The 23,821-nt window shown below is 74.9% G+C and carries 21 protein-coding genes, 1 tRNA gene and 5 pseudogenes; 7 read left to right on the top strand and 20 right to left on the bottom strand.

The window, feature by feature from the left end; genetic code table 11:
- Positions 1–13 precede the first annotated feature (13 nt).
- Positions 14–1,651 carry a hypothetical protein gene (locus tag DEH69_RS10925; protein ID WP_113686743.1) on the top strand — a complete coding sequence of 546 codons (1,638 nt, stop codon included), beginning with the start codon at positions 14–16 and terminating at the stop codon, positions 1,649–1,651.
- 28 nt (positions 1,652–1,679) lie between these two features.
- Here DEH69_RS10925 and DEH69_RS10920 read toward each other — a convergent pair whose 3' ends face one another.
- The gene (locus DEH69_RS10920; RefSeq protein ID WP_181727371.1) at positions 1,680–2,147 is read right to left on the bottom strand and encodes a CBS domain-containing protein; all 468 of its coding nucleotides are present in this window, start codon (positions 2,145–2,147) and stop codon (positions 1,680–1,682) included.
- Positions 2,148–2,383: 236 nt separating this feature from the next.
- Positions 2,384–3,481, bottom strand: a pseudogene (locus DEH69_RS10915) (glycoside hydrolase family 32 protein); the annotation flags it as partial.
- 14 nt (positions 3,482–3,495) lie between these two features.
- Here DEH69_RS10915 and DEH69_RS32540 point away from each other — a divergent pair.
- Positions 3,496–3,852, top strand: a pseudogene (locus DEH69_RS32540) (sugar ABC transporter permease); the annotation flags it as partial.
- On the opposite strand, the pseudogene DEH69_RS31425 reads toward DEH69_RS32540, so the two are convergent.
- From DEH69_RS31425 to DEH69_RS10900, 3 genes and pseudogenes are all read right to left on the bottom strand, one after another.
- Positions 3,849–4,466 (bottom strand): annotated as a pseudogene (locus tag DEH69_RS31425) (glycoside hydrolase); the annotation flags it as partial. The pseudogenes DEH69_RS32540 and DEH69_RS31425 sit on opposite strands and share 4 nt — an antisense overlap.
- A gap of 170 nt (positions 4,467–4,636) precedes the next feature.
- Positions 4,637–5,218: a TetR/AcrR family transcriptional regulator gene (locus tag DEH69_RS10905; protein ID WP_113686741.1), complete on the bottom strand. Its 582-nt coding sequence runs from the start codon at positions 5,216–5,218 to the stop codon at positions 4,637–4,639.
- Positions 5,215–5,910 carry a DsbA family protein gene (locus tag DEH69_RS10900; protein ID WP_113686751.1) on the bottom strand — a complete coding sequence of 232 codons (696 nt, stop codon included), beginning with the start codon at positions 5,908–5,910 and terminating at the stop codon, positions 5,215–5,217. Before DEH69_RS10900 ends, DEH69_RS10905 begins: the two co-directional genes overlap by 4 nt.
- 301 nt (positions 5,911–6,211) lie before the next feature.
- On the opposite strand from DEH69_RS10900, the gene DEH69_RS10895 reads away from it, so the two are divergent.
- Complete coding sequence (locus tag DEH69_RS10895; protein WP_258534584.1) at positions 6,212–6,610, top strand: transposase; 399 nt, start codon at positions 6,212–6,214, stop codon at positions 6,608–6,610.
- 192 nt (positions 6,611–6,802) lie between these two features.
- Here DEH69_RS10895 and DEH69_RS32535 read toward each other — a convergent pair.
- The 5 genes and pseudogenes from DEH69_RS32535 to DEH69_RS31420 form a co-directional block, all read right to left on the bottom strand.
- Positions 6,803–6,940, bottom strand: a pseudogene (locus DEH69_RS32535) (pectin esterase); the annotation flags it as partial.
- Positions 6,941–7,039: 99 nt separating this feature from the next.
- Entirely contained in the window at positions 7,040–7,219 is a 180-nt protein-coding gene (locus tag DEH69_RS30975; RefSeq protein ID WP_147255517.1) for a hypothetical protein, read from the bottom strand.
- A gap of 22 nt (positions 7,220–7,241) precedes the next feature.
- Positions 7,242–8,246, bottom strand: coding sequence for a polysaccharide lyase family 1 protein (locus tag DEH69_RS10885; RefSeq protein ID WP_113686740.1), 1,005 nt, complete (start codon positions 8,244–8,246; stop codon positions 7,242–7,244).
- 208 nt (positions 8,247–8,454) lie between these two features.
- Positions 8,455–8,643, bottom strand: a pseudogene (locus DEH69_RS10880) (dienelactone hydrolase family protein); the annotation flags it as partial.
- A gap of 125 nt (positions 8,644–8,768) precedes the next feature.
- On the bottom strand, positions 8,769–11,285 hold the full coding sequence (locus DEH69_RS31420; protein WP_113686738.1) for a GTPase-associated protein 1-related protein: 2,517 nt from the start codon (positions 11,283–11,285) through the stop codon (positions 8,769–8,771).
- A gap of 286 nt (positions 11,286–11,571) precedes the next feature.
- Between DEH69_RS31420 and DEH69_RS10870 the strand changes: the two genes are divergently transcribed.
- Positions 11,572–12,087 carry a GNAT family N-acetyltransferase gene (locus DEH69_RS10870; protein ID WP_181727369.1) on the top strand — a complete coding sequence of 172 codons (516 nt, stop codon included), beginning with the start codon at positions 11,572–11,574 and terminating at the stop codon, positions 12,085–12,087.
- Between the two features lie 214 nt (positions 12,088–12,301).
- Here the strand turns inward: DEH69_RS10870 and DEH69_RS10860 are convergent, their stop codons facing one another.
- From DEH69_RS10860 to selD, 8 genes are all read right to left on the bottom strand, one after another.
- Positions 12,302–13,528: a PP2C family protein-serine/threonine phosphatase gene (locus DEH69_RS10860; RefSeq protein WP_113686736.1), complete on the bottom strand. Its 1,227-nt coding sequence runs from the start codon at positions 13,526–13,528 to the stop codon at positions 12,302–12,304.
- Between the two features lie 159 nt (positions 13,529–13,687).
- Positions 13,688–14,203: a hypothetical protein gene (locus DEH69_RS10855; RefSeq protein ID WP_113686735.1), complete on the bottom strand. Its 516-nt coding sequence runs from the start codon at positions 14,201–14,203 to the stop codon at positions 13,688–13,690.
- A gap of 63 nt (positions 14,204–14,266) precedes the next feature.
- Positions 14,267–14,443, bottom strand: coding sequence for a hypothetical protein (locus DEH69_RS31415; RefSeq protein WP_181727368.1), 177 nt, complete (start codon positions 14,441–14,443; stop codon positions 14,267–14,269).
- Positions 14,443–15,363, bottom strand: a complete 921-nt coding sequence (locus tag DEH69_RS10850; RefSeq protein WP_113686734.1) for a peptidoglycan-binding protein — start codon at positions 15,361–15,363, stop codon at positions 14,443–14,445. The genes DEH69_RS31415 and DEH69_RS10850 overlap by 1 nt, the downstream gene beginning before the upstream one ends.
- Positions 15,360–15,869 (bottom strand): hypothetical protein, encoded by a 510-nt coding sequence (locus tag DEH69_RS10845; protein ID WP_258534586.1) that lies wholly within the window; start codon positions 15,867–15,869, stop codon positions 15,360–15,362. Before DEH69_RS10845 ends, DEH69_RS10850 begins: the two co-directional genes overlap by 4 nt.
- Entirely contained in the window at positions 15,866–16,465 is a 600-nt protein-coding gene (locus DEH69_RS10840; RefSeq protein WP_258534583.1) for a MauE/DoxX family redox-associated membrane protein, read from the bottom strand. Before DEH69_RS10840 ends, DEH69_RS10845 begins: the two co-directional genes overlap by 4 nt.
- Before the next feature lie 7 nt (positions 16,466–16,472).
- Complete coding sequence (locus DEH69_RS10835) at positions 16,473–17,177, bottom strand: hypothetical protein (protein ID WP_113686732.1); 705 nt, start codon at positions 17,175–17,177, stop codon at positions 16,473–16,475.
- A gap of 107 nt (positions 17,178–17,284) precedes the next feature.
- The gene (selD, locus tag DEH69_RS10830) at positions 17,285–18,292 is read right to left on the bottom strand and encodes a selenide, water dikinase SelD (protein WP_258534582.1); all 1,008 of its coding nucleotides are present in this window, start codon (positions 18,290–18,292) and stop codon (positions 17,285–17,287) included.
- Between the two features lie 125 nt (positions 18,293–18,417).
- On the opposite strand from selD, the gene DEH69_RS31410 reads away from it, so the two are divergent.
- The 3 genes from DEH69_RS31410 to selB all read left to right on the top strand — a co-directional run bounded on the left by DEH69_RS31410 (position 18,418) and on the right by selB (position 21,659).
- Positions 18,418–18,511 (top strand) — tRNA-Sec (locus DEH69_RS31410).
- Positions 18,512–18,525: 14 nt separating this feature from the next.
- Positions 18,526–19,845 (top strand): L-seryl-tRNA(Sec) selenium transferase, encoded by a 1,320-nt coding sequence (gene selA / locus DEH69_RS10825; protein WP_113686730.1) that lies wholly within the window; start codon positions 18,526–18,528, stop codon positions 19,843–19,845.
- Entirely contained in the window at positions 19,842–21,659 is a 1,818-nt protein-coding gene (gene selB, locus DEH69_RS10820; protein WP_113686729.1) for a selenocysteine-specific translation elongation factor, read from the top strand. The genes selA and selB overlap by 4 nt, the downstream gene beginning before the upstream one ends.
- On the opposite strand, the gene DEH69_RS10815 is transcribed toward selB, so the two are convergent.
- Together DEH69_RS10815 and DEH69_RS33385 are read right to left on the bottom strand one after the other, a co-directional pair.
- On the bottom strand, positions 21,642–22,337 hold the full coding sequence (locus DEH69_RS10815) for an MBL fold metallo-hydrolase (RefSeq protein WP_113686728.1): 696 nt from the start codon (positions 22,335–22,337) through the stop codon (positions 21,642–21,644). The genes selB and DEH69_RS10815 overlap by 18 nt on opposite strands.
- Positions 22,331–23,806, bottom strand: coding sequence for an ATP-grasp domain-containing protein (locus DEH69_RS33385; RefSeq protein WP_181727367.1), 1,476 nt, complete (start codon positions 23,804–23,806; stop codon positions 22,331–22,333). Before DEH69_RS33385 ends, DEH69_RS10815 begins: the two co-directional genes overlap by 7 nt.
- Positions 23,807–23,821 lie beyond the last annotated feature (15 nt).

Genomic DNA, 23,821 nt, shown 5'->3' with positions numbered 1-23,821 from the left:
AGGGGGTGCCCCGATGAGCCGGGGGAGGCGGCGGGCCGCGCCCGATCCCAACCTTGAGGCGTTCACGGCCGCTTGGCGCACGCTGGGCCAGCACCCGCTGTTCCGTCCGATGATGAGCCTTCGGGCGGGTGGCTTCGCGAGGGGCGGCGCCCGGGCCGAGCTGGTGGCGGTAGGGCGGCTGGGGTCGGCCAGGGCGATCGCCAGGGTGAGCGCGTTCGGGCAGATCAGGGCGAGCCGTGGACACCGGCTGGGCGTGGACGCATGGACCTGGGTCCTGGCTCACTGCCTGCTGCACCTGGGCTTCGGGCACGCGGCCGGGGCGCGCGCCTGGGACGATCCGGTGGACCGGGCCGTGGCGTGCGTGGCCGTGGCGCGTTTCCAGCGGGCGCTCAAGCTGGGCGGGGAGCCGCTGCCGCTGCCCGCCGAGCTGCCGTCGGGCGACGAGGAGGCGCTGCGGCGGCGCTGGCGGGACAACGGCGTTCCCCCTGAGCTGGCCGACTGCGGCACGGGGGGCCTCGGCCCCGATCTGGAGCCGCGCGGGCGACGGGACGGGGAGCGGGAAGGGAGGCGGGACGGCCCTCACCTGCCGGACTGGTCAGGCGCGTTCGCCGTGGGTCTCGCCGCGTCGGCGACGGCCGCGGTGGATGTGGCGGGCGGGGCGCGGCTCTCGCTGACCGACCCGGGTGCGCCAAGGCCGCCGTGGGAGCTGGCGCTTGGCTGGTTCCTCTCGTCCTCTCCGCTGCTCGGCGCGCTGGCCGCGCGCTTCACGCTGGTCGCGGACGCCGAGCTGGCCCGCGGCTGGGACATCTCGATCGCCGCGGTGTCGCCGTCGGCCGCCGAGATCTATGTCAATCCGCTGCGCCGACTCCCGGTCGAGCAGTGGCGGTTCGTCCTGGCCCACGAGATGCTGCACGCGGCGCTCCGGCACGGCGACCGCGTCGGCGCGCGCGACCCGTACCTGTGGAACGTCGCGGCGGACCACGTCGTCAACGGCTGGCTGGTGGAGATGGCCGTGGGCGAGATGCCGGAGGGGGCGCTGTACGATCCGCGCCTGGCCGGTCTTTCGGCCGATGAGGTGTACGACCGGATCGTCGACGACGCGCGGCGGGCGCGCAGGCTGGCGACGCTGCGCGGCACCGGCGTGGGCGACGTGCTGGGCGAGCCCCTGCCGTGGACGGGCCGGAAGCCGGGGTACGGCGTCGACCTGGACGCGTACTACCGGCGGGAGGCCGTGGCGCCCACCCACAGCCGCGGGAACGACGCCTCCCGCAGCACCGAACGCGGGGCCTTTGCGGCGGGGCGGTCCGCGCTCACCACCGGTGTTCCGCTCACCGATCGGCACTCCTCTCGCTCTGCGATCCCGCCCCAAGGAGCCCAGACGATAATGGCATTCACTTGTCATGCCGCCCGGCGTCGGACGGCGACGAGCTCGAAGGAGCACCGTGGAAAGACGGCGCTGCCGATGATCTACTACTGCCTCACCGCGGGCGCGCTCGCGTATGTCCTGGCGCACGGCGTCGGGCTCAACGCGGGAACGCTGGGCCTCGCGCTCGTCCTGGCCGCCCTCGCGGCGGCGGCCGCGCTGGCCTGGCGGCGCAGACCGGCGCCGGGGTCCGCGTCCGCCGGGCCGACATCGACGCCGGCCCCTTAGGGCACCCTTCTCAGGGCGCCGCACCCGCTCAGGGGCGCGGCCGGGGCCCGAGGAAGTGCCGCAGGAGGCGGGTGGCGGAGACGCCGCCGAGCAACGTCACGGCGTCGCCGTCCCGTTCGATGACCGCCACCAGGGGGCTGTGGAAGCTCGCCATCAGGGTCGCGACCTCGAGGGGGCGCGCGTCGGGGCCGACGACGGGCGGCGGGTAGCGGTGGCGCGGCACCCAGTCGGCCACGGTGAGCCCGGCCAGGTCATCGGCGAGCTCGGCATCGAGCTCGGTGCCGAACGCGCCCGCGAGGGAGGGGACTTCGGCGAGGTGGGCGGGCAGGAGGCGGCGGATCAGGGCGGGCCCTGGCACGACGGCGTCGGGGCGGCCGTCGGCGTCGAGCACCAGGAGCGCGGGAAGCGAGCGTTCGGCCAGCAGGCGCGCGGCGTCGATCGCGGCGTCGTCGGTGGTCACGGCGGGGAAGGGCTCGGCGAGGTCACGGGCGCGCACGCCCTGCCCCTCCGCGGGCGGGAACGGCGTGCCGCCGTGGGGTGGGCGCTCGCTCGGGCCGAGGGACAAGGGGGGCCTCCGGGAGATCGACGTACGGGCACACCGGCCCTGCGACGCCGACCAGACTTCCCGGCACACCACGCGTCTTGACGCGTTCTTAACACCCTAGCGGGCGTGCCCCCGCGTCCCGCCGGAGGGGGGCGGGAGCCGCCGTCGTGGCGTGGGCAGGGCCGCCGTCAGGCGAGGCCGAACTCATGGATCACCACGTCCCCGAACGTCGCCGCCGCGCCCACCGTGAACAGCGCGATCCCCGCGTCGTCCGGTTCGGGGAACGCCAGGTGCGAGTGCGCATGAAGGCCGTCGTCGAAGAACACCTCGACGCTGACCCGGTCCACGAAGACCCGCAGCGACACCTCGCGGCGCGCCGGGTCGAACGGGGTGCGGCTCTCCTGCCAGGCGCCCGAGGCGTCCGGCCCCGGGACGCCGCCGCGGTCGAGGAAGGAATAGTCACCGTGCACCCCGACATCGACGTGCCGGGCGCCATCGGCCGAGCGGCGCACCTGGGCGCCCAGCGTGGTGGGGGCGTCCCAGCGCGCGGTGGTGGCCAACTCGTAGGCCACGCCGGTGTATTCGAGGACCAGCAGGCCGTCGACCACCACGTCGCCCATCCGCACCGTGCGCGTCACCCGGTCCGCGAGCGCGGCCAGAGGCCGGGAGAACAGAGCCCATTCACCCGATGCCTCACGGCCCAGGGTGATCTCGCGGACGAGGGAGTCCGTGCCGTTGAAGCCGTCCGCCTCAAGGGTCGGGGTGGTGTGCGGGTAGTCCCAGTTGTTCATCCAGGCGATGGCATACCGGGTGGCGGGGTCGACGGCCCCGGTGGCGAGGTCGGTGTGCCGCTCGAACGTCACCGCCCCGTACCAGTCGAAGCCGTGATCGAGCCAACGCGGCTGCTCGGTCTCGGCGGTGAACGTCGCGCCGTCGAAGTCGCCGATCCAGGAGGCGTAGGTGTTGGGCAGCCCCGACGCCTTGCCGTTGGCGCTCACGCCGAGGACCCAGCGGGCCTCGCCATCGGCCATCTCGATGCGGAACAGGTCGGGGCACTCGAGCACGCCGATGCCGCCGCGGACGAAGCCGCTCGCGAAGGTCCACGCCTTGAGGTCGGGCGAGGTGTAGATCCCGATCTTGTCATTCTCGGCGAGGAGTTGGACCCAGCGGCCGCGTTCGGCGTCCCTGATCACCTTGGGGTCGCGGAAGTCCCTGACGCCGGGGTCGGCGAGCACGGGGTCCGTGCCGTACGGGGCGAACGAGCGCCCGCCGTCGACGGAGTACCAATGGAGCGCGAGCCGTGAGCCGGGCGCGGGAGCGCGGTCGGACCCGCCGCGGGGAGCGCCGCGCGGCCAGGCTGCTCGCCGCGGCGTTCCTGGCGCCGACGGTGGTCGGGGTGCTGGTGTTCACGGTGGTGCCGATCGTGGGCTCGGTGCTGCTGAGCTTCTTCCACTGGAACGTGATCGACCCGCCGCGCTGGGCCGGGGCCGACAACTACCGCGACGTGTTCGCCGATTCGACGGTGCTGGTGTCGTTCACCAACACGCTGCTGTTCATGGCGCTCGCGGTGACGCTCCAGATCGGTCTCGCCCTGGCGCTCGCGCTGGCGCTCGACGGGCGGCTGCCGCACTGGCCGCGGGTGGCGTTCCGCTCGGCGAACTCCGGCCCGGAGGGCCGGAATCCGTCGTCGTCCGGCAGCCGGGCGGCGAAGCGGCAGCGGCCGTCGTCGGTGATGTGCACGCACAGCAGCGCGCGGCCTTCGGGCGCGGGGCGCGCGGGGGCGGCGTCCCGTTCGCGCTCGGCCACGGGCTCGCCGAAGCGGTGCGCCAGGCGCACGCCGCCGTCGGCCGCGCGCTCCAGGCCGATCCAGCCGAACGCGTCGCCCACCACGGCGAGTCCTGCCCTGGCCCCCGGCACCCCGGGGCCGAGCCGCAGCTCCACCCCGGCGGTGCGGGGGCCGGCGGGCAGGCGCTGGGTCAGCACGTTCGGCAGGGTGCGCGGGTCGTGGGCGCCTGGGGTGGGCAGGCAGGCGAGGCGCGGGCCCGCGCCGCCGTGCGGCGGCGCCCAGTCGGGGCCCGGGTTGGCGAGCCAGGTCCACTGGGGTCCGAACGCGCCGCCTGGGAAGTCGTCGTCCGTCGCGGGCGCCGACCGCGGCTGGCCCGCGACGGGGAGCCGGTGCCTTTCGACGGGCTCGCCGCCGTCGCCGATGACCGGCCAGCCGTCGTCGTCCCACGTCATGGGCTGGAGGTGGACGACGCGGCCTGAGTGAGCCGACATCCTGGTGAAGGCAATCGCTGCGAAGAAGGGGCTGAGTGAGGACAATGCGCGCGCTACTGGACAGGCGAAGACCGAGGCCGAGCTCAAGCCTGAATGGGCTCGCTGACGCTCCCTGGGGAGGCAGCCACCTATGGCTGTCGAGCCCGAGCAAGGGCGCCTGAAAATCAGCCGCGAGCGGTGCGGAGCCCGGTGAGGGTGTACTCGAGTCGGCGTTCGTAGCCTTCGCGGGGCTGATGATGGCCGCAGGCTCTGGCGATGATCCCGCGTTCCCAGATCAGCAGATGGAGATCCTCAGGGGTGAGGTCGCCACGGATCCGTCCGGTTGCCTGAGCGTCGACCAGAAGTCGCGTGGCGGCTTCGCTGGCACGCTTGCAGAGCACGTTCGCTGATTCGCAGCCGGGGAGTGTCCTCAGGAGCACGTCGTTGGCAGCCGGTTCGTCGTACTGGAGCAGCCAGATGCGACGCAGGTATTCCTCAAACCGTTCCACAGGGTCGGCGATCGCATCCACGGCGGTAATGATTCCGATGATGCGCTCAGCGACAAGGTCTTCCACGACGGCGCCGATCAAGCCGTGCCTGCCGCCGAATCGGTGGTAGATGGTGCCTTTGCTGACTCCTGCCGCGCGTGCGACCTCCTCGAGAGGGCTGTTCAGCCCACCCGTGCGGAACACCTTGAGAGCAGCCTGTCGGATGCCCTCGACGTTGCGTCGGGCGTCCGCTCGCAGACGCGGGGCGGGCTCGGTCATCGCTCCGCCCCGGCTGGCGCTCCGACGGTCTCGTTCCAGCTGGTCTCCAACGCCTGACCGAATGCTTCCACCGACTGTGCGCCGGAGACGGCGTACTTCCCGGCGAACACGAAGAACGGCACCCCGCTGATGCCCATGTCCCGGGCCCGCTGCAGGTCCGCGTCGACAGCACCAGTGAACCCGCCGCTCGCCAGCGCGGCCAGCGCACTGTCACGGTCCAGCCCGACTTCTGTCGCCAGGTCGGCGAGCACCTGGTGGTCGGCGACGTTGAGACCATCGACGAAGTAGGCCTTGAACAGACGCTTCAGCATCTCGTGCTGCTTGCCATGGGAAGCGGCGAAGTGGCTGAGCTCGTGCGCGGTGTACGTCTGCACGGCCTGGATCCGCTCGTACTGGTATTCTAGCCCGATCCGACGGAAGCGATCAGCGTACTTGGCGAAGGTCGCATTGACCTGGCCCCCAGGTGTGCTGCGCCGACCGGTCATCACCTCGTCGATGTCGACCGGGGTGTCAGGAAGGCCCGGTACCAGCAGGAAGCTGTGGTACCGCACCTCGACATGCTCCTTATGGGGGAAGCTCTCCAGCGCCTGGCCGAGCAGGGTGTCGCCCATGTAGCAGAACGGGCACATCACGTCGCTCCACACGTCCACCATGAGGCGGTCCTGTGTCTGCCCGAACGCTTCGCCGCTCATCAGGAACACACTCCGTTGATGTCGCACACACCGAACGTCTCCTCCGGGGAGAGGAAATCGAACGGCGCAGGAGTCTGATTGGCATCGTCGGACGTCTCTGCGGACGAGGGCTCGGCAGTGGCCTGGTCTTCGACCACTCCATTATTTGACTTCATAGTCAAGAAGCCTATGTTAACTTGAAGCACCTGTCAAAATCTCTGGCTTCGCAGTTGAGGGTGTAGGAGTGGTCTGAAGCCGCCGGCTTCGAGCAGTGACCGGCGATGCAGTTCGTGAGGTTCCGGAAGCCGAGGGCGGAGCCCGGGTGATCGAGTACCGCGTCGACGGACAGCCGGACGTCATCCGGCTGATCACCAGTCTCACCGATCACGAGAAGTACCCAGCCGCCGAACTCGTGACTCTCTATGCCCAGCGTTGGGAGATCGAGCTGGTCCGCGACGAGATCAAGACCCATCAGCGCGGCCGGGTGGTGCTGAGATCACACACGCCGGACGGGGCGAGGCAGGAGGTCTACGCGTACCCGATCGTGCACCATGCCACCCGCGATCTGCTGGCCGAGGCCACCCAGCGCATCACAGCACCGCCGAGCGGACCTCGTTCACTCGGCCCTGCACGTCGTCCGCCGCACGGTGGTCGCGCCGAGCGCTTTTTCCCCTCCGCCCGCAGGAATGACGGACGCCTTAAGCTGGACGCGGTGAGGTAGAAGTCCTCCCCGACGCGGATGGCGTCGGGGTCGGACCAGTCCGCGGGCAGGACGGGGGCGCGGTAGCCGGGTGCGGCCGACCGATCGCTCACGTGAGCGCCTTTCCTCGGGGTCGTGCCCGGGTCTGCTCGGGGGGCGTGCTCGGGGGGCGTGCTCGGGGGGCGTGCTCGGGGGGCGTGCTCGGGGGGCGTTTCAGTCGAGGGCCCGCGGGGTCCAGTCGCCGAGCCAGTCGGCGGGCTCGTGGGCCGCCGCCCCCGCGTCGGTGAGGTGGGGGCGCTCACCGCCCGCGGGCCCCGAGCCGGGCCCGGTGTTGCGGTACTCGGCGAACCTGGCGCCCTGGGCGACCTCGTCGAAGTCGTTGGCGAACGTGAGGTTCTCGGCGTGGAAGTCGTCGGCGTCGGCGGCGAACGTGGCGCTGCCGCTCGTGCCCTAGGTGCCGTCGCCCCCGCCGTCCCGGTCCACGACCAGGTGGGCCCTGGCGGGCTGGTGCGCCTCGGCGGGGGCGGCGGTCCAGGCGCCCCGGGTGGCCGACAGGGCGAGGCCCGCGGCGAGCGCGGCCGTGCGGCGGGGCACCACGCGGGGCGGACGGGGACGGCGGGTGCGGCTCATGGCTGCGTCGGTCCTTCCTGGCTCACCGGCCGATGGACGCCTGGGGCCCGGCGCCCGCGCCGACGATGCCGGGGACCTCGCTCGCCGGGTCGAGGGTGTAGGAGTAGTGGTCGCGGGGGTTGAACGTGGTGCCGCCCTCCTCGCGGCGGCCCTGGGAGTCGACGAGGATGCTGCCGCTCTCGCTGAGGGTGGCGGTGGAGTCCCGGTAGTAGGGGTCGCGGACGTTGTCGAAGTAGCCGTTCTCGATGACGGCGCGCGTCGAGCCACGCGAGTAGTTGCCGTAGCCGGTGATGTCCTGCATGTAGTTGTTGTAGAGGTGGGCCAGGGCGACGTTGTCGATGCTGGGGTTGCGGGAGTTGGTGTCCCTGATCCAGTTGTGGTGGATGGTGATGCGGGCGGTGACGTTGTCGGTCCAGCCGATGCCGAAGGACTTGTTGCCCTCGCTGAGGATGTTCCATGACACGGTCAGGTTGGTGGTGTCCTCGCGGCTGTCGATCAGGCCGTCGTTCATCCGCTCGATGCGGTTGTGGTCGATCCAGACGTGGCTGGCGCCGTCCATCTGGATGCCGTCGTAGTCGTACGCGTCGTCGTCCGGGTCGTCGTCGGGCATGCGGGTGTCGCGGATCGTGAGGTTGCGGATGATGACGTTGGAGACCTCGTCCAGGAAGAATCCGCCGCCGACGATGTGGCCCTGGGTGCCGACGCCGACGATGGTCTTGTCGGAGGCGACGCGGAGCTCGCGCCCGAACGGGTCCACGTTGATCGTCCCCGCGACCCTGATGACATACGGCTCGGACGCGGTGGCGTAACGCTCGAGGTCAGCATAGGTGGTGACGGTGACCGTGCTCCCGCCCTCGCCGCCCGTCGTGCCGCCCTGGGTGGCCGCGAAGCCCTCGGGCGCGTCGGCGAACGGCCGTGCGGTGGGGGCGGGTTGGGCGGCGGCGGGGGCGGCGAGCAGCGGGGCGCTCAGGGCGAGGGCCGTCGCGGCGATCAACGAACGGCGTTGCCTCACGGTTGTCTTGGCCATGGACTTCTCCGAATGCTGTGGGGGGTGAGCTGAGGCGGCTCATGCCTCGAAAGGGTCCCGAAAATTTCGAAGTTCAGCTCGGTGGAGAGCCAGCGTTGAACGTACGGAAACGTTAAGCGCGGGCCACAGCTCCGTCAATGGAGCGCGCGGCACCGGGATATGGCGTCGAAAATTTCGAACTCCTGGGCGGCTTCCCCCCGTTGCGCCGTCAGAGGGCGCGGCGCAGCAGGTCGAGCAGCGCGGCCCAGTGGCGCCCGGCGGCCTCAACGTCGTAGGAGATGGTGTCGGCCTGGGCGAAGCCGTGCTCCGCGCCGGGGTAGACCCCGGCGCGGTGGCGCACGCCCGCCGCGGTCAGGGTGCGGCCGAGGCGGTCGATCCGCTCGGGTGGCAGGGCGGCGTCCCGGTCAGCGGACGGTCACGGGGAACGCTCCGGTCTCGCGGCGGGGATGGCGCCGGTCGCGCCACCACCTACGGCCCCGCTGGCCGCCCCACGGCGCCGCGCGACCCGCGCCGTCGGCGCCGTCAGCCGCCGCGCGGCGGGTGCGCGGGCGGGGGCGGCGGCGCCGTGGGCGGCACCGTGGGCATCGGGGGCATCGGCGGAGTCGCGGGACCCGGCGGCGGATCGGTCGGCGGGGGCGGGGGCGCGGGGTCGCCCGTGGCCCGGCCGCGGAGCGAGAGGCGGCGGCCTATGCGTTCGAACGCGCCTCTGCGGCAGAACGCCCTGAACTCCTCGGCGCGGCGGGCGTTCGCCTCCCCGAGCACGCCGCGCGCCGCGGCGAGGTCCGCGCCCGAGAGATCGCGGACGGCCGGGGAGAGCACCTGGTCGAGCAGCGCCGCGCAGGTCTCCCGCCACGCGGCGCCCGCGTCCTGGTAGGAGTTCCAGGCGGCGAAGCAGCGGGCGACATAGGCGGGCGAGGCGCGCAGCCGCTCGCGGACCCGGGCCGAGGCCGCGGCCTCGCGGTAGGCGGCGAGCAGCTCGCGGTCGTCGCTGTGGATGAGCGCGAACAGCTCGTCGTCCGGGCTGTCGTCGGCCAGCACGCGGTGCGCCACCGCCAGGAACGCCCGTTCGAGCACGGGGGGTTCAACGGGTGCGGCGGCGGCCCTGCGCTCGCGCGCCTCCTCGACCCAGCCGGGGGGCGCCTCTCCCGTCTCCAGGTCGCGGGCGAACGTCAGCAGCCGCAGCGCGCCCCGCGCGCGGGCGTCGAGATCGAGGGAGAAGTGGCGCAGCAGGTGGGCGGCTAGCTCGGGCACGTCGGGGTCGGCGGCGTGCCCGTCGAGCGCGGCGCGCACCAGCTCCGCCCAGGTGCCCGCGGCGCGGTGCGGGTCGGAGCCGGTCTGGGCGAGCAGCCGCGCCGCCTCGGCCGCGCCCGGCCTTTCGCCCCGCCACACCAGGCGGATGGCGGTCCGCAGCACGGCCGGGTCGTCGACGGGTGAGACGCGTCCCGCGCGCAGCAGGGCGTTGGCCTCGGCGACCCGGTCGCCCCCGGCGCCGCGGGCCGCGGCGCACATCCGCAGGTGCGGCAGCGTCTGGCTCTCGGGGAAGCGCAGGCCGACCCGGGCGAGCGTCGCGGCCGCGGCGGCCGGATCGGTCCTGGCCCGCTCCTCGAGCTCGCCGAGCAGCGGGACCCTCAGGTCGAAGGAGTCCTCGACCGTGCGGCGCACGGCGGGCGTCCACACGGCGTCGGGCGCGGCGAGCAGGGCGGGGGCGAGGCGGCGCGCGACCGCGGGCAGCAGGTCGGCGCAGTCGACGCCGAGGAGTCCCGCGACGCCGACCAGCTCCACCGTGCGCACCTCGCCGTGCCCCGCGTCGGCGATGCCCGCGCGCAGCTCGGTGGTGAGCTCGGCCGCCAGGTTGCCGGTCCTGTGGTCGTCGGGGGCGGCCTCGTGCAGCGCGTCGAGGACGGCGGCCAGCAAGCCGCCGGGCGCGCGGACGGCGTCGGGCAGCACAAGGGCGGCGAGCGAGGCGACGGCGGGGGCGCGCAGCCGGGGCGCGAGGCGCGGCAGCAGCCGGATGAGGGCGGCCGTCGCGGCGGCGCCGCGGTGGGCGGTGGGCTCGCCGAGCGCGGCGACGAGGCGGCGCAGCCGGTCGGCGTCGAGCGCGTCCACGTGGTCGGCGGCCCACTCGGCGGCGGCCGTCCTGCCGTCGGTGTCGATCTCGATCCCGGCCGCGAGGGCGAGGGCGGCGAGCGGCCCGGCCGCGAAGTCGCCGCCCGGCAGCGCCTCGGCCTCGTCGAACAGGTGGGGCGCGGCGCCGCGCCACACGCGCGCCGCGGTGCGCGCCCACGTGTCGTCGACGGGCGCGGCGGCGGCGCTCCCCGTCGCGTCGTGCAGCCTGATGCGGTGCCGGTGCCCGGTCAACGCGCGGGCGTGCTCGGGCAGCGCGCCGACGATCCGCTGGGGCGCGTCGGAGGGGCGGCCCGCGTAGGTGGTGAACGTCAGCCGCTGGGCGCGCGGGCCCGGCAGCGCCGCGGTGGCCAGCGCGATCCACCGGGCCACGTCGCCGCTGCCGCGCTCGACGACGACGACCCGCGGCGCGTCCTCGTCCTCGCTCGCCCGGCGCACGTCGGCGAAGAACGCGGGCAGCCAGGTGGCGCGCGAGGCGGCGAACCTGGCCAGCGCGTCCCCGCGGAAGCCCTCGGGCGGCGGGGCGCCGAGCGGGTCGGGCGCCCCGGTGGGCGGGGCGGCGCTCGTCCACCAGGGGGCGTCCCAGGCCGCCACCGGGGGTGCGCCGCCTGGCAGTTGGGCGCCGGGCGGCACGTGCAGGGCGTGCGCGTGGTAGCGGTCGGCGCCCGCGCGGACCGCGCGGACCAGCAGCCGCCCGCCGTCGGCGAGCAGGCTGTGGCTGAACGCGACGGGCTCGGCGGCCAGGTCGGCGCTGGTGGGCCGCGCGGGCGCGGCGGCGCGCGGCACATAGGAGACGAGCCGCCCGGCCTCGCGCACCACGTCCTCGGGCACACCGGGCGAGGCGGCGACGAGGCGGAACCCGCTGCCGTCGGGCGCGGGCAGGGCCGAGGTCAAGTGCAGCTGCGCCAGGCTCATCGACCACTCCCTCACTCGGCGAGCCAGCCGCGCCGCCGCGCGCGCCGGGGCGGAGGCGGCGCCAACGGCCCACCGTGCGCGCCGTTTTCGGCTTCCCCTGGCTCAACGCCGTACGCTATCGCAGCTGTCGGGCGGCGGCGCGCGGGCCGGGGCAGACGGCCTGGGGGAGGCCATGGCCGTCAGGCGGGGAGCGGCGTCCGTGTGGCTGCGTGCGGCGTGGTGTGGTGCGGTGCGGTGGGCGCAAAATCCCGTGGCTGGCCGGGAAGTGGTCGGCGATGATCGGGCCATGGCCGATGCCGGTGTGCGTGTGGGGCTGCTCGCGGATCACCCGGAGTTCGTGGAACCACTGGCGACACTCCGGTTCCGGGAGTGGGGGCCTGAGCCAGGGCGTGAACGGCTGTCGGACTATGTCACGGTCACGGCCGGAGAGGCCGGTCGCCATCGCCTGCCTGTCACGTTTGTCGCATCAGGCGATCAGGGTCTGCTTGGTGGCGTTGGGCTCGCTGACCACGATCTCGCGCAACGTCGTGATCGCGGTCCGTGGATCGTGGGCACCGTTGTCGACCCGGCCTTCCGCCGTGCCGGTGTCGGCGCTCTTCTGCTCACCCATCTGGAGCGTCACGCGGTGAGACTCGGTGCGGCCAGGATCTACGTGGCCACGGGGGGAGATGCCGTCACCTTCTACCAAGCCTGCGGCTGGGAGGTCGACGAGATCGTCCCGATCGGCCCCGGCGAACACGCCACCGTGCTCAGCAAGGTGACCCTCTTCACGCGTGAGTGGCGATCACATGATGCGGGATGATCCTCACCGCGGGTGGTGTGTGTCGGCGACACCGTCCGGCGACTCACGCCTCCGTGGAGACCGGCCGTTCACGCGCTCCTCCGGCACCTGGACTACCGGCGCGCGCCCGTCGGCCGCCTCCTCCGCTTCGGCGCGCCGCAGGCGCTCAGGAGTGCCGCGCCGACGCGGCGAGCAGGCGTTCGGCCTCGTGCTCACGGTCCTCCCGAAGCACGGATCAGTCGATGACGCCGAGGGGGTCGGCGGGGCCCCCGCGCCACTCGATCATGAAGAGGGTGGCATCGTCGCTCGTGTGCCCGCCCCGTTCGCGCTTGAGCGTGTGGGAGAGCCGCCGCAGGTCCGCCCTGATGCCCTCGGAAGGCCGCCGCCCCAGGTGGTCGATGCAGCGGATGAGGCGCTCCTCGCCGAACGACGCGCCGCCCGAGACGTGCTCCTCGATGATGCCGTCGCTGAAGAAGAGCACCCGGTCGCCGGGCCGGAGGATGTGCTCGCTGACGCGCGGCGCCTCGCCGCCGAAGCCGACGGGCAGCGTCGTCGCGCTCTCCAACTGCTGTACGACGCGGCGTTCCCGGATGAGCAGCGGGGCGGGGTGGCCCGCGTTGACCAGCTCCATCCGGCCCGTGGTGACGTTGAGGTGCATCAGTTGGGCGGTGACGAAGTGGTCGGGCCCGAACTGCCGGGAGATGGCGTCGTCCATGAACCCGTACTTTTCGGCGAGGCTCACGAACACGCGCCTGGCGTGCCGGTAGGCGCCGATGGCCACGGTGGCCATCGTGGCGGCGTCGAGGCCGTGGCCCATCGCGTCGATCACGGCGACGTGCAGGATGGTGTCGTTGAGGGCGTAGTCGAAGCTGTCGCCCGCGACGCGGTAGGCGGGCTCCAGGATGCCGGCCAGCGCGATCTGCGGCATGGACATCGAGAGCGGGGGCAGCAGGCTCCACTGGATCTCCGCGGACACGCTCATCGGCTCCCGGCGCCTGGCCTGGAAGAACTGGTCGGTGTAGGCGTTCTTGGTGACCAGCATGTCGGCGACCAGGCCGCCGAGCCTGCGCAGCAGGCGCCGGTCGTCGTCGCGCACCGTGTCGAGGGTGAGGGTCATCACGCCCACCTGGTCGCTGCCGTCGAGGAGCGGCAGGTACATGCGGACGCCCGAGGGGTGCTGAGGCACCTCCACGACCTCGCCGCGCAGGAAGGACCGCCAGGCCGGTGAGTCGGCCACCGGCTCCGGCTGGCCGACCACCAGGCCCTTGCCGGGGAGCGGCACCAGCGTCTCCTGCGCGTAGTCCTGGAGCAGGATGGAGACGTCGCGGCCGCCCATCCGCCCCACCTCCTCCGCCACGAGCGGCGCGATCAGCTGCGGCGGCATCTGCCGCACCCGGTCGAGGAGCAGGCCGAGCAGCCGCTCGCCATAGCCTTCCGACCTGTCCACGTTCTCCTGGTCCATGCCCTGGCCTCCTCGCCGCCCTCGCCCACGGTCACCACCCGTGGACCATCAGCGCACAACGTGACCCGAGCGACCCGCCGATCGGCGCATTACGCCGCGCGCGGCATGTCGGCGCGCGCCGTCCGTCGCCGCGGCGTCGACACGCCGCGGCGACGGACGTCACCCGCGCAGCGCCAGCAGGGTCAGGGCTCCGGCCAGCGCCGTTCCGCCGCCGACCGAGAGCAGCCACAGCCGGTCGAGCAGCCGCCCGTCCCACTCCTCGCCCGTGCCCGAGGCGAGCCGCAGCGCGGGCGTGGCCGCCCGGCCGAGCGCGAATCCGACGCCGGTCAGCAGCGCCGCGCCCGCGTCGCCCGCGAGCAGCACGGCGGCAGCGGCGGCGTACGGCAGGCTCGCCGACACATAGGTCCGCACGCCCGTGCCCAGCTCGAAGCCGAACTGGAGGGCGCCGCGCACGAGATCGCGTTGCAGGACGTCCTGCGGCACCTGGCGCGCGTTCTGCGGCAGCGGCAGCGCGATCAGGCCCGCGTCGCGCGCCACCCCGAGCAGCGCGACGCCGATCGCGGCGGGCGCCCGCACGACCTCGGGTACGGGCGTGACAAGGCCCGAGGCGAGCCACAGGACCGTGGCCGACAGGGTGCCGCCGAGCAGCAGTCCCGCCGTGAAGACCCCGAGCACGGTGGTCTGTCGATGTACCGCCCGCCAACCTGGCGAGGCAAGCGCGTGCGCGCTGTTGCGCGTTCAAACGGATCCCGAGAGCGAGTATCCGGCGAGTCCGCCGACGATCGCCCAGGTCAGGACAGGGGTGTACCAGGCGGCGGCGACGGCGCCGCACACGAGCGCGAGCACCGGCACCGCGGGGTCCGTCAGGCGGCCGCGCCACACCGGCCAGGCCGCGCCCGTCCGCGCGTCGGCCACTACGCCCCGCCGGTCAGCGCGCGCCAGGTCTGCGGGCCGACGATGCCGTCCGCGGTGAGCCCGGCCGTCTCCTGGAACGCCACGGTGGCCTCGGCGGTCAGCGGCCCGAAGGCGCCGTCGACGGTGAGGGGGTGGCCGTGCTTGACGAGCTGCCGCTGGGCCGCGTTCACCGCCTCGCCGCTGTCGCCCCTGCGGACCGTGACGACGAGGCGTGGCCAGGTCACCGGGTCGGCGACGCCGGTCGCGTCCAGCCCTTCGGCCCCCTGGAACTCGCGCACCGCCGCCTCGGTGGCGGGCCCGAAGATGCCGTCGGGGTCGGTGGGGAAGCCGTGGTGGGAGACCAGGTGCTGCACCGTGTACACGTCGGGCCCGCGGGCGCCCGAGCGCACGGTGGGCCAGGTGACGGTCCCCTCGCAGCCGCAGTCGGTGGTCCAGCGGCAGATCGAACGCACCCAGCCCGAGCCGGAGTTGTAGTAGCCGTCGTGGCAGCGCCGCTCGATGCCGCAGCCGCACGCGCCGCACGCGCCGGTGAACCGCCACAGCCAGCCGTCGTAGGAGCCCGAGTAGCACTGGTTGGGGCGCAGGGTCCAGGTGACGCCGTCGTTGCGGTGGAAGCCCGCGTTCGCGCCGCTGGTCTCGCACGACGCGGCGTACACGGTGCTCGGGCCGCAGCCGGGCGAGCAGTCGTGCTCGGAGGCGTAGGAGGGACACGCGCCGGTCCAGATGTCATACCCGTCGGCGTAGGCCTCGCGGGCCGCCCCGAAGACGCCGAGCGCCGCGAAGCCGACGGCCGTCGCGGACTGGATGACGGTGCGCCGGGAGGGCGCGAACCGCGGCAGGGCACGGGCCCTTTCGCGCCTGGCGGGCCGGTCGGCGGCGCCGGGGCGACGCAGCTCGGGCACCTCGTCGAGACGGGTCATGACGCGCTCCTCGGCCTGCTGGGGTGGGGGGCGGCGAACAGCTCGCGCAGCGCGGCCGGTGAGCCGAGCGGCTCGGAGCGCACGACGCGGCCGGTCGCGCCGACGACGACGGCGAACGGGGTGGCGATCGCGTCGTAGGCGGTGAACAGGTCGGGCCTGTGGTCGACGACCGGCACGGTGGCGGCCGCGGTGGCGGGGGCGGCGCCCGCGTAGACCGCCCGCACCTGGGGCGCCGCGGGCGACCCGCGCTGGCCGAGCCGGTCGGCCTCCGCGAGCACGTCGGCGCACGTGCCGCACTCGGCGCTGAGGAAGAGCAGCAGCGTCTCGCGCCCCTCGGCGAGCAGCTCCCCCGCGTGCGGCGCCGCGCTTCCCGGGGTGACGCCGAGGCGGCCGTTCATGCGGGCCACCCCGCCCCTGGAGAGCTGGTGGACCTGCCGCACCAGGCCGGACACCACAAGGGCGAGCAGGGCGATGGCGACCCAGGAGACGAGCAGGGCGCTGGTCATGAAGTCCACGGCAGGTGGCCTCCTTCCATGGATCCGTCGGGCCGCGCCCTGAGGGTCGGGCGTGGCGGGGCGTCGGGCTGTGCCATGGCCGTCGGCAGCGCCCACAGCAGGGTGGCGAAGGCGAGCGCGGCCAGGGCCGCGGTGGCCGCGTCGGCCGCGCTGTCGGGCGGCGCCGCCCGGCCCGGCACCAGGAGGGCGGCGCCGAGCGCCAGCAGGGCGAACGCCCAGGCCCTGCCGACGATCCAGCCGCTCAGCGGCACCTCGGCGCGCGAGCAGCCGCAGGGGCCTCCGCGGCCTGTGGCGAGCGTGTGGCGCGCGTAGAGCGCGTAGCAGGCGAACAGCGCCGCCACGGCGGCCAGCGCCGCGGCGAGCGCGGCGCGGTGGCGGGCGAGCAGGGCGGCTGTTGCGGCCGCGCCGAGCAGTCCCTCGGCCAGCGTGGCCGCGCGGGCGGCCAGCGGCACGGCGCGGGCGGGCAGCACGCCATGGGCGGTGAGCGCGGCGGGGAGGGCGGCGGGCCTGGTGAGGTGCGCGGCGCAGCCGGCGACGAGGGCGAGCAGCACCACCCCGGTGGCGACGGCGGCGATGAGGGTCGTCACCCGCGCCTCACCCCGCGGCCCTCAGGTCGAGCCCGTCGACAAGCCCGGGCACCCGTTCGACGTCGGTGTCGGCCAGCGGCACGATCGTGGCCCACACGTCGGCGCCCGAGACCACGAAGAACGGGCTGCCGTCGGAGAGGCTGTCGCGGAACAGCTCGCCCGCGGCGACCGACGCGCCCTGCCAGGGCGGGAGTTGGGCCGCGTGCTCGCGCGTCCGCCGGGACAGCTCGACCAGGCCGAGCCCCGGCACCTCCTTGACGACGGTGGCGGGCCTCGCCCACCGGGTGCCGACGGCGTTGTCGGGCGTCAAGGTGATGCCGTCGGCGTGCTCGGCGAGGCCGAGCGTGCGCAGCAGCAGCAGCACGTCGGTGAGCGCGGCGCGGTACAGGCGCGTGACCAGGCTGAAGCGCCTGCCCTGCCAGACGGCGAGGGTCGGGCTCTCCACCTGCCGGGCCTGCGGGTCGTACTCGCTCGTGGTGACGGTGCGCAGGGTGCCGCCCTGGAACGTGAGCTCGGAGTCGAACGCGGTGATCCCCAGCGAGGCGGCGACGGCGTCGGCGAGGCCGAGGGGGCCCGAGGTGAACTCGTGGAGGCGCCCTTCGGCGACGATCTCGACGACCGAGGTGGCCTCGCGGGTCAGGTCGAGGCCGCCCGCGAGATGGTAGGCGACACCGTCCAACGCGCGGTGCTCGACGCTTGCGGATGGCGCCACGGCGTTCCTCCCGGAGGGCGGTGCCCCATATCGACTGCCCTTAACGGGCGTTCACCCTACCCGCTCGCCATGTCAATGTACAGTCAAACGTCCAGGGAGAACGCCGTTCAGGCGCGCACCACCACGGGCGCGGCGCCGCGCGGCAGCACCTCGCCGATCACCGGGTGCCCCGGCACCTCACCGGCGAGCAGCAGCCCGCCCGAGGTCTGCGCGTCGGCCAGCAGCAGCCGCCTGGCCTCGGGGGCCGCGCCGAAGTCCACGTGCGGCGCGACCCAGGCGAGGTTGCGCCGGGTGCCGCCGCTGACGAACCCGTCGTCCACGGCCCGCGCCGCGTCCGCGAGGAACGGGACCGCCGACGCGTCGATCGCCACCGTCACGCCCGAGGCGCGGGCCAGCTTGTAGGCGTGCCCGAGCAGGCCGAAGCCGGTGACATCGGTGCCCGCCCTGATCCCCGCGGCGACGGCGGCGTGCGACGCGTCCCGGTTGAGCGCCGCCATCGCCGCCACCGCCTCGGGGAAGACGGTGCCGGTCGCCTTGTGCCGGGCGTTGAGCACGCCGCTGCCCAGCGGCTTGGTGAGCGTCAGCGCGCGCCCCGGCTCGGCCGCGTCGAGCCGCAGCATCCGGTCGGGGTGGACGACGCCGACCACCGACATGCCGTACTTGGGCTCGGGGTCGGTGACGCTGTGCCCGCCCGAGACCTGGCAGCCCGCCGCGTGGGCCACGTCGCGCCCGCCGCGCAGCACCTCGGCCGCCACGTCCATGGGCAGTGTCTCCCTCGGCCACGCCAGGAGGTTGACGGCTGCCCAGGGTGTGCCGCCCATCGCGTACACGTCGGAGAGCGCGTTGGCCGCCGCGATCCGCCCCCAGTCGTAGGGGTCGTCCACGACCGGGGTGAAGAAGTCCGCCGTGGTGACGAGCGCCCGCTCGGCGTCCAGGCGCACCACGGCGGCGTCGTCCCCGCCCCCTTCAAGGCCCACGAGCAATTCGGCCGCGGAGTCCACGGGTTCGCTCCTGGGCCGGGCCAACGCGGCGACGAGGTCGTCGAGTTCACCGGGCGGGATCTTGCAGGCGCAGCCGCCACCACCGGCGTACTGGGTCAGGCGCAGCGTGGTCACCACGGGAAGGTATCCGCCGAAGGGCCGGTCGGTACAGAGGGGTTGGCGGACGGGGGGGGGGGCGGACGGGGGGTGGCGGACGGGGGGTTGGCGGATCGGGACGTCGCGCATCTAGACTCCGCCGCGGAGGCGGGCGGGCGCCTGGTGGCCCCCACGGTCTTCAACACCGATGCGGTCGGGCATCCCGGCCGGGTGGGTTCGATTCCCATACGCCTCCGCGGGGAGTTCAGCTGATGACGGACGCCAGACGGCGCGTTCCACGCACCGACGCGCTGCTGAGCGACCCCCGACTCGCCACCGCCGTCGGGCGGTTGGGCCGCAGCCTGGTCCGCGGGGCGGTCGCGCGGGCCCAGGAGCGGGTGCGGCGTGGCGCGTTGGCGCCCGAGCGGGCCGCCGACGCCGCGGTGGCCGCGCTGCCCCCGACCGCGACGGCGCTGCTGCCCGTGCTCAACGCCACCGGCGTGGTCGTCCACACCAACCTCGGCAGGGCGCCGCTCTCCGAGGCGGCCCGCGAGGCGCTGCTCGCCGCGTCGGGGCACACGGACGTGGAGTTCGACCTGGCCACCGGGCGGCGGGCCCGCAGGGGCACGAGCGCGCTCGCCGCCCTGGCCGAGGCCGTCCCCGGGGCCGAGGCGGTCCATCTCACCAACAACAACGCCGCCGCCCTCGTCCTCGCCGCGACCGCCCTCGCACAGGGCCGCGAGATCGTGCTCAGCCGCGGCGAGATGGTGGAGATCGGCGACGGGTTCCGGCTGCCCGACCTGCTCGCGAGCACCGGGGCCAGGCTGCGCGAGGTCGGCACCACCAACCGCACCCACCTCGCCGACTACCGGGACGCGATCGGCCCGGGGACGGCGTTCGTCCTCAAGATCCACCCCTCCAACTTCGCCACCACCGGCTTTGTCTCATCGGTGCCTGTCACCCAACTGGCAACCCTGGACGTGCCCGTGGTCCACGATGTCGGCTCGGGGCTGCTGCGGCCCCACCCCGCGCTGCCAGGCGAGCCGGATGCCGCGACCTCGCTCGCCGAGGGCGCGGCCCTGGTCACCGCGAGCGCCGACAAGCTGCTCGGCGGCCCCCAGGCCGGCCTGCTCCTGGGCCGCCGCGACCTGGTCACCCGGCTCGCCACCCACCCGCTGGCCCGCGCCCTGCGCGTCGACAAGCTCACCCTGGCCGCCCTCGAGGCCACGCTCAGGGGCCCCGACTCCCCCGTCGAACGCGCCCTCACGGCCCGGCCCACCGACCTCGCCGCGCGCGCCTCACGGCTCGCCGACACGCTGCGCGCCCGGGGCGTCGACGCCCTGCCGCTGCCGACCGAGGCCCGGGTCGGCGGCGGTGGCGCGCCCGAGGCGGTGCTGCCGAGCGCCGCCGTCGCGCTGCCCGCGGGGCTGGCCGCGCCGCTGCGCGCCGGGCGCCCCGCCCTCGTGGGGCGGCTCCACGCGGACCGGCTCCTGCTCGACCTGCGCACCGTGCCCGAGGAGGACGACGGCGCCCTGCTGGCTGCCGTTCTCGCCGCGCACGCCGGGGCGGAGCCGCGGCCCGGGGGGCCATGACGGGCCCCGGGACGTTCGTGGTCGCCACCGCGGGGCACGTCGACCACGGCAAGTCCACGCTGCTGCGCGCGCTCACCGGGACCGACCCCGACCGGCTCGCCGAGGAGCGGCGGCGCGGCCTGACGCTCGACCTCGGCTTCGTGTGGACCACCGCGCCGAGCGGGCGGCGGCTCGCGTTCGTCGACGTGCCGGGCCACCACCGCTATCTGGCCACCACGTTCGCCGGGGTCGCCACCGCGCCCGCCGTGCTGCTCGTGGTCTCGGCCGACGAGGGGTGGCGCGCCCAGACCGGCGAACACCTCGCCGCCATCGAGGCGTTCGGCGTGCGCGCCGGGCTGCTCGTGGTGACCCGCTCCGACCTCGCCGACCCGGCCGCCGCCCTCGCGCAGGCGCGCGAGCGGACCGCGGGCACCGGCCTCGAAGGCGCCCCCGCCGTAGCCGTGAGCGCCCGCACCGGCGAAGGGCTCGACGATCTCGCGCGCCGCGTCGACGCGCTGGCGGACGCCCATACCGCGCCGGACGCCGACGCGCCCGTGCGCCTGTGGCTCGACCGCGCGTTCACCGTCGCCGGGGCGGGGACCGTTGTCACCGGGACCCTCATGGCTGGCACCCTCGCCGTGGACGACGTGCTGGAGCTGGCCCCCGCGGGGACCCCTGCCGCCGTGCGCGACCTCCAGTGCCTGGGGCGGCGCGTTCCCCTGGTGACCGGGCCCGCCCGGGTCGCGGTCAACCTCCGCCGCGTGGCCGCCGCCGAGGTCCGCAGGGGCAACGCCTTGGTCACGCCCGGGCGTTGGTGGCGCGCCTCCACCGTGGACGTCCGCTTCGAGCGCGGCGCCGCGCCGGCCGAACGCCCCCCGCGGCCGCCCGCGGAGCCGCTGGTCCACTGCGGCACGGCCGCCACCAGCGCCAGGCTCCGCCCGCTGGGCCCCGACGCCGCGCGCCTCGCCCTGCGCACGCCGCTCGACCTGCACGTCGGGGACCGGCTGCTGGTGCGCGACCCAGGCTCGCGGCTGCTGCTCGGCGCCACCGTGCTCGACGTGGCACCGCCCGCGCTGCGCGGCAGGGGCGCCGCCGCGGCGCGGGCCCGCCTCCTCGCCTCCGTCGCCGACCCCGCCGACCCGGCCGCCAGGCTGCGCGCCACGGGGCTGGCCCACCGCGCCGAACTCGCCGCCATGGGCTACCGGTCGGGCACCGAGGTGCCCGGCGCGCTGGTCGCAGGGCCCTGCCTGATCGACGGCGAGCACGCGGCCTGGCTGCGCGACGCGCTGCGCGACGCGGTCGAGCGGCACGCCGCCGCGCACCCCGCCGACCCCGGGCTGCCGCTCGCCGAGGCCGGGCGGCTCCTCGGCCTGCCGGACGCCGCCCCGCCGACCGCCCTGACCGGGGAGGAGCTGGTGGTCCGGGACGGCAGGCTCTATCGCGCGGCGGACGCCGAGCGGCTGCCCGCGCCCGTGGCCGCCGCGCTCGACGCGCTGCTCGCCGAGCTGCGCGAGGCGCCGTTCCACGCCCCGACCCGGCACCGCCTCGACGAGCTCGGCCTGTCCGCCGAGGCCCTGGCCCTGCTGGTGCGGCGCGGACACCTGGAGCGGATCGGGCCGCTCCACCTCGCCCCCGGCGCCACCGCCCGCGCCGCCGCCCGACTCGGCGCGCTGCCCGGCCCGTTCACGGTCGGCGAGTGCGCCCGCGCGCTTGGCACCAGCCGCAGGGTGGCGTTGCCCCTGCTTGAGGCGCTTGACGCCGCGGGCGTCACCCGGCGCGACGCGGAGGGCCGCCGCACCGCCGCCGCGGCGCCCGGCTCAGCCGACGGGGCCTGAGGCGGCGGCCTGGCGCATGAACGGGTTGGCGGTGCGCTCCACCCCGACGGTGCTGTCCTCCTCGTGGCCGGTCAGCAGCACGGTGTCGTCCGGCTTGGCGAGCAGCCCGCGGAGCGAGGCGAGGGTCTGCGCGCGGCTGCCGCCCGGCATGTCCGTGCGGCCGATGCTCCCGGCGTAGACGACATCGCCCACCAGGCAGTAGGAGCGGATCGAGGCGTCGCCCGACAGGTTGAACATGACGGATCCAGGGGTGTGGCCAGGGGTGTGGTCGACGCCGAGGGCGAGCCCGGCGCATTCGAGGACCGAGCCGCCGACGAGGGGGCGGACATCGGTGGGCTCCTGCCACCTCCAGCGCGGCCCGAGCAGCCGCTCGAACCGCGGCCCGAACTCGTCGCCGAGGCCGGGGATCGGGTCGACGAGCATGCCGTGGTCGGCCGGGTGGAGGTAGACCGGGATCCCGAACGCCGACGAGACGGCGGCCGCCGAGTGGGTGTGGTCGAGGTGCCCATGGGTGAGCAGCACGGCCCTGGGGCGCAGGCCATGCGCCTCGACGGCCTCCCTCAGCCGGTCCGTCACGCCCATGCCGGGGTCGACGACGACGCACTCCTGGCCCGGGCCGCGGGCCACGTAGTAGCACTTGGTGCCCCAGGCGTCGGCCACCACGGTGCCGATCAGCACGGCGCCTCCAGGGCGTCGGGGCCCACGGGGTCCACAGGGCCCACGGGGTCCACGGGGTCCACGGGGTCCACAGGGTCCACGGGATCGACCCGCACGGCGATCGCGGCGCGCACCCGCTTCTCCAGGGCGTCGAGCTCCGCGGGGGTGTCCGCGTCGATGAGGAAGGTCACGGCCCGGTCGTCGGACGAGCGCAACGGGCCGAGCGGGGCGCCGCGCTCCTTCAGGACCAGCACGGCGCGCAGCGCGGGCGGGTCGCCGGGCGCGCCGGGGACCGGCTCGGGCCACAGGCCGCCCCCGCCCACCCAGTGGACCCGCGCGCCCGGCAGGTCGACGGTGACGTCGCGCAGGACGCCGGGGGGATGGTCGAGATAGACCTGCCGGGCGCGGCGGCGCGGCGCGGGGAACGCCGCGGGCTCGCCCAGGGCGACGCGGATGATCTGGGACTCCAGGGGCTCGCCGCAGGCCAGCTGGTAGAGCGCGGTCAGCCCGTCGCCAGGGGTGCGGCACGCGATCTCCATCAGGTGCGTCTCCCCGGTGTCGGTCACCCGCCACTCGGAGTGGGCGACGCCGTTCTCGAAGGCCAGGGCGGCCAGGACGCGCCGGTTCGCCTCGGTGACGGCCCTGGTCACGTCCACGCCGCCGATCCGCCGCTGGCCCGCGGGGACCGAGTGGGCCAGCTCGACGAACGACCTGGCCGCCTCCTCGGTGGTCTCCTTGCCCGTCACGGAGGCGAAGCGGATCTCGCCGTCCTGGACCAGGGACTCCACGGAGAACTCCTCGCCGATCACCTGACGCTCGATCAGGACCGTCTCGTGCGCGGGGTAGTCGCGCAGCGCCCTGGCGACCTCGTCGGGCGTTGCACAGGCCACCACGCCCGAACTGGCGTGCCGCGCCGCGGGCTTGACCACCACGGGGCAGACCAGCGAGGCCAGGTCGACGCGGTCGCGGCGCCCCGGGGGCACCGTCAGGGAGAGGGGCCCGAACGTGCGGGCGTAGGCCCGCTGGAGGTATTTGCTCCGGCACACGCGGCTGGCGCGCAGCCCAGGGCCCGGGAGCCCGAGCGCGTCACAGATCAGCCCCGTCGGCTCGACGAGCATCTCCTCCATGGCGTAGGCGCCGACGATCCGGTGGTGGGCGCGCCACTCCTGCAACGCGGCGAAGGCGTCCGCGTTGAACGACGCCTCCCGGTCCATCGCCCCCGACGCGTAGCGGATGTCGCCGATTCTCCGGGTGATCTCGGGCGCGACAGCCCTGGCCCGCTCGACCACGGGCCTGGACGACTCGGGGGTCAACACCAGGACGCGCAGCCCGCGGTCGGCCAGCTCGGTGACGAAGCGGGGGTTGCGGCAGATCACCCGGAAGGCACCGGCCAGCAGGAACGCCGCCCGCGGCTCAGACGGCCCCGTGGGCCCGGTCGGCCCCTGCGGCGCCCGCCGCCCGCCTGTCTCGTGCTCGTGATCGTGCTCCACCTTGTCTCCTCCGGT

Origin of the sequence: Streptomyces sp. PT12 (assembly GCF_003311645.1) — a bacterium.
Taxonomy (GTDB): Bacteria; Actinomycetota; Actinomycetes; order Streptomycetales; family Streptomycetaceae; genus Streptomyces.
Note: the sequence above shows the minus strand (reverse complement) of the source record. Positions and strands in the feature narration are given on the sequence as shown.